The organism is Streptomyces sp. HSW2009 (assembly GCF_040240285.1).
Classification (GTDB): domain Bacteria; phylum Actinomycetota; class Actinomycetes; order Streptomycetales; family Streptomycetaceae; genus Streptomyces.
On record NZ_JBEHZD010000682.1, the window covers coordinates 1 to 3,608 of the forward strand.

Annotated in this window: 2 protein-coding genes; both read right to left on the bottom strand. The window is 72.9% G+C overall.

The features are described from left to right. A partial coding sequence (locus AAHZ94_RS30680; protein ID WP_349996993.1) for a CHAD domain-containing protein occupies positions 1–418 on the bottom strand: 418 nt, incomplete at its 3' end. Positions 419–491: 73 nt separating this feature from the next. After that, positions 492–3,026, bottom strand: coding sequence for an RNA degradosome polyphosphate kinase (locus tag AAHZ94_RS30685; protein WP_349996994.1), 2,535 nt, complete (start codon positions 3,024–3,026; stop codon positions 492–494). Positions 3,027–3,608 lie beyond the last annotated feature (582 nt).

Below are 3,608 nucleotides of genomic sequence, written 5' to 3' on the forward strand. Positions count from 1 at the left end.
CTGGTCGAGCGGGCTGCGCCTCGGCCGCCCGCTCGACCAGCGGTTCGGGCACCGGCGCGCCGGACAGCCGGTGCAGCGCGCCGCGCAGCCGGGCCAGCCGCGCCGCGTACGCGTGCTCGCGCGCCAACACGCCCGACAGCCAAGCGAGTTCGGCCCTGAGCTGGTCGGCCCAGACCGGGTCGGTCAGCGGCCGGTAGGTGTACAGCACACCGCTGATCCGCCGCGCCGACTGGCGTAGCAGCCGGGCCGCCTCCACCGCCTCCTCCGCGTCGGAGCCGCTCTCGCGGTGCAGGCGCAGGCTTCTGAGGAAGTCCCCCGCCTGTGCGTGCAGATAGCGGGAGAGCACCTCACCCGCGGTGGTCGTCGCCCGGCCCTGGCCGCTGCTCGTGACCGCTGAACCCATGGCGTAGTCCGTCATTTCGTGTCCCCTGGTACCGGAGGCGGCACCGGTGACGGGACCCTGCCTGGCCCCCGTAACCTCGACCGCCAGGTCATGTCGCTGTTGAACCACGCCGGCGCCTCCGGGCGTCGATGAGCATCTCCTGTACGTGCCGCAGCGGCCGGTCGTCCGCGTCGACGGCGTGCCTGGTCCAGTCGCCGCTGGGGCCCAGGTGCCAGGACGCGGTGGAGTCCGATGTTCCGGTCTCCAGGAGCCGGTTGAGCGCGGCCCGGTGGGCGGGGTCGACGACGCTCACCAGCGCCTCGATCCGCCGGTCCAGATTGCGGTGCATCATGTCGGCGCTGCCGAGCCACACTTCGGGCTCGCCGGCGTTCCCGAACACGAACACCCGGGAGTGCTCCAGGAAGCGGCCGAGCACGCTGCGCACGCGTATGTTCTCCGAGAGCCCGGCAACACCGGGGCGCAGTGCGCAGATGCCGCGCACCCACACGTCCACCGGCACGCCCGCCCGTGACGCCTGGTACAAGGCGTCGATGATGGCCTCGTCCACCATCGAGTTGACCTTGATGCGCACGTAGGCGGGCTTGCCGGCGCGGTGGTTGGCGACTTCCTTGTTGACCCGCTTGATCAGGCCGTCCCGCAGCGACTTGGGGGCGACCAGCAGCCGCCGGTAGTTCTCGCGCAGCGAGTAGCCGGAGAGCCGGTTGAACAGGTCGGAGAGGTCAGCGCCCACCTCGGCGTTGGCGGTCAGCAACCCCAGGTCCTCGTAGACCCGCGCGGTCTTGGGATGGTAGTTGCCGGTGCCGACGTGCGAGTAGCGGACGAGCGTGTCGCCCTCCTGGCGTACGACGAGCGAGAGCTTGCAGTGCGTCTTCAGGCCCACCAGGCCGTAGACGACGTGGCAGCCGGCCGCCTCCAGCTTGCGGGCCCACTTGATGTTCGCCTGCTCGTCGAACCGCGCCTTGATCTCCACCAGTACGAGCACCTGCTTGCCGGACTCGGCCGCGTCGATCAGCGCGTCGACGATCGGCGAGTCGCCCGAGGTACGGTACAGCGTCTGCTTGATGGCCAGCACGTCCGGGTCGGCCGCGGCCTGTTCCAGGAAGAGCTGTACGGAGGTGGAGAACGAGTCGTAGGGGTGGTGCAGCAGCACGTCCCGCTCGCGCATGGCGGCGAAGATGTCGGGCGGCGACGCGGACTCGACCTCGGCGAGGTCGCGGTGCGTGCCGGCGACGAACTTCGGGTACTTGAGCTCGGGCCGGTCCAGGCCGCCGATCCGGAACAGCCCGGTCAGGTCGAGCGGCCCGGGCAGCGGATAGACCTCCGCCTCGGACACGTCGAGCTCGCGCACCAGCAGGTCGCGCACGTACGGAGCGATGGTCTCCTCGACTTCGAGGCGCACCGGCGGGCCGAAGCGACGCCGCATGAGCTCCTTCTCCAGCGCCTGGAGCAGGTTCTCCGCGTCGTCCTCCTCGACCTCCAGGTCCTCGTTGCGGGTGACCCGGAACATGTGGTGCGCCAGCACGTCCATGCCGGGGAACAGGTCGCCGAGGTGGGCGGCGATGACGTCCTCCAGCGGCACGTACCGCTGCGACGACGCTTCGAGGAAGCGGCTGAGCAGCGGCGGCACCTTCACCCGGGCGAAGTGGTCGTGCCCGCTGACCGGGTTGCGGACCACCACGGCCAGGTTGAGCGAGAGGCCCGAGATGTACGGGAAGGGGTGCGCCGGGTCCACCGCGAGGGGGGTCAGCACGGGGAAGATCTGCTTCTTGAAGAGCGCGGTCAGGCGCTCCTGTTCCTTCTCGGTCAGCTCGCCCCAGCGCACCAGGTGGATGCCCTCGTCGGCGAGGGCGGGGCCGACCTCGGTCTGGTAGCAGGCGGCGTGCCTGGCCATGAGTTCGCGGGTGCGGTTCCAGATCAGGTCGAGCACTTCGCGCGGCTGGAGGCCGGAGGCGGAGCGGGTGGCGACGCCGGTGGCGATGCGGCGCTTGAGGCCCGCGACCCGGACCATGAAGAACTCGTCCAGGTTGTTGGCGAAGATCGCCAGGAAGTTGGCCCGTTCGAGCAGCGGCGTCGCCGGGTCCTCGGCGAGTTCGAGCACCCGCTCGTTGAACGCCAGCCAACTGCGCTCGCGGTCCAGGAACCGGCCCTGGGGCAGCTCGTCGGCCTCGTCGGCGGTCTGGCCGGGGTAGGCGTCCAGGTCGGCGTCGATGTCAGGCTCCAGGTCCCGGGAGGTGGGGGCGCCGACCGCGTGCGGGCGGTGGGCGGCGATGGAACCGATGGATGGCTGGGGTGCGGGACGTCCGGACGGGTCGGTTTCGGGCGTGCCGTGTGCGCCGTGAATGGCTGGTGCTCCGTTGTTCGAGGCCGCGCGTGCGGGGACCGCGTGCGAGCCGGTTGTGCCTTGGGGTACCGCGTCGCCGGTACCGGTCGCAGCCGCCGCTCGGCCGGCGGGACCGGCTGCGTCGCGGGCGGTGCGGCGGGCGCCGCGCGGGCTCCGGGCGGCCGGGCGGCCGGCCTCGGATGCGGGGGTCTCCTGGGCCGTCCCCTGGCCCTGCGGCCGGGACGAGTCGTGGGCACTGGTTTCGTGGGGGTTAGGGGCACGTTCCCCGGAAGACTGCTGCATGTCCTTATTCTCCCGCGCGCCGGGCCGTGCGGGCTCGGCGGACGGAGCGGGAGGCGGTACGGCCTGGAGCCTCCGGTTCGGGGCATTCGGCACAGCGGGCTGCATTCAGCGATGCTCGCAAGCGACGTTGAATCGCCGGTAACGGGCACATGGCTGTCAGGCAAGCGGGTCCCCTCGCCCCGGTGGCCACGGCATCTCCCCGCGGGGCCGGCACAAGGGCCCACGAGCGCCCGGCGCACCTCGGCTCACGGCCCCCGCGGGCCCGCGCCGCACGGGCGCCCCGGATACGTGCCCCACCCAGCCGGTTTCACGCGTCCGGTGCGCCCGTGCGACCGGGCGGGGTGGGGTGGTTTCCCGGGCCGGGGCGGGGTGCGGGGCGGGCGGCCGGGGTTGCGCCGCGGCGTTCGACGCGGCGTTCCGTTGCGGCGGGGTGCGTGCGCCGTGCGGGTGACTGCGGCGGGGTACGCGGGGTCGCGGAGGGGCGGGCGGATGCTCCGGGCTCCGGTTCCGTGGGGCCCACCGGGGGGGGGGGGGGGGGGGGGGGGGGGGGGGGGGGGGGGGGGGGGGGGGGGGGCGGGGCGG

Bases quoted from the DNA above. Each gene is read 5' to 3' on its own strand.
- AAHZ94_RS30685 (WP_349996994.1), bottom strand. From the start codon at position 3,026: ATGCAGCAGTCTTCCGGGGAACGTGCCCCTAACCCCCACGAAACCAGT.